The following is a 600-nucleotide window of genomic DNA, read 5'->3' as shown; positions in this document are numbered from 1 at the left end:
ATATTTTATTTCCTGCTTTATCGTAGCTGTATAAATATCGATCTGTAATCTTTCTAGATGGGTCCAGTTCCTTAAGCTCTGTAATCTGATAGATTGCATCATATTTGTATTCTGTTCTTGTTCCATTTGGAAGAATGCGCTCTACTACATTGCCTACGGCATCATATTTATATGCTGTAGTTTTTCCTAGACCATCTATTACCTCTGTCATTCTTCCTAGCTTGTCGTATCCATAATGAACAACGCTGCCATCTGGATAAACCATGGACTCTTTTTCTCCTGTAGGGCTCCATGTATATTCTATTATTTGGTTTTTAAAGTCATTCACATTTAGAATTCTACCTAATGGATCCAGCTCTAGTTCTGTTACTCCTAGCCAGTCCTGCATCTCTACCAGTTGCCCTAATGGATTGTATTCATATTCTATTTTCTTTCCATCATCAAAGGTTATTTTCTTTAATAGATTATTTGGATCGTACTCATAAGCTGTATCAAAATTATCTCGATCTCTTACTGAAATTAGATTTCCGTTGCCATCGTATTCATAATAAGTAACCTTTCCTAATGGATCTGTTTCACTTGTTAATAGTCCTCTTTCAT

The 600-nt window shown here is 35.2% G+C and carries 1 pseudogene; it reads right to left on the bottom strand.

Annotated features, from left to right (window positions below):
- A pseudogene (locus RCF13_RS07200) lies at window positions 1-600 on the bottom strand (hypothetical protein); the annotation flags it as partial.

This window comes from Stenotrophomonas maltophilia group sp. RNC7 (assembly GCF_030910085.1).
In the GTDB taxonomy this organism is placed as follows: Bacteria; Pseudomonadota; Gammaproteobacteria; order Xanthomonadales; family Xanthomonadaceae; genus Stenotrophomonas; species Stenotrophomonas sepilia.
The sequence above is the reverse complement of the archived record's forward strand: the minus strand, read 5'-3'. Positions and strand labels throughout refer to the sequence as shown.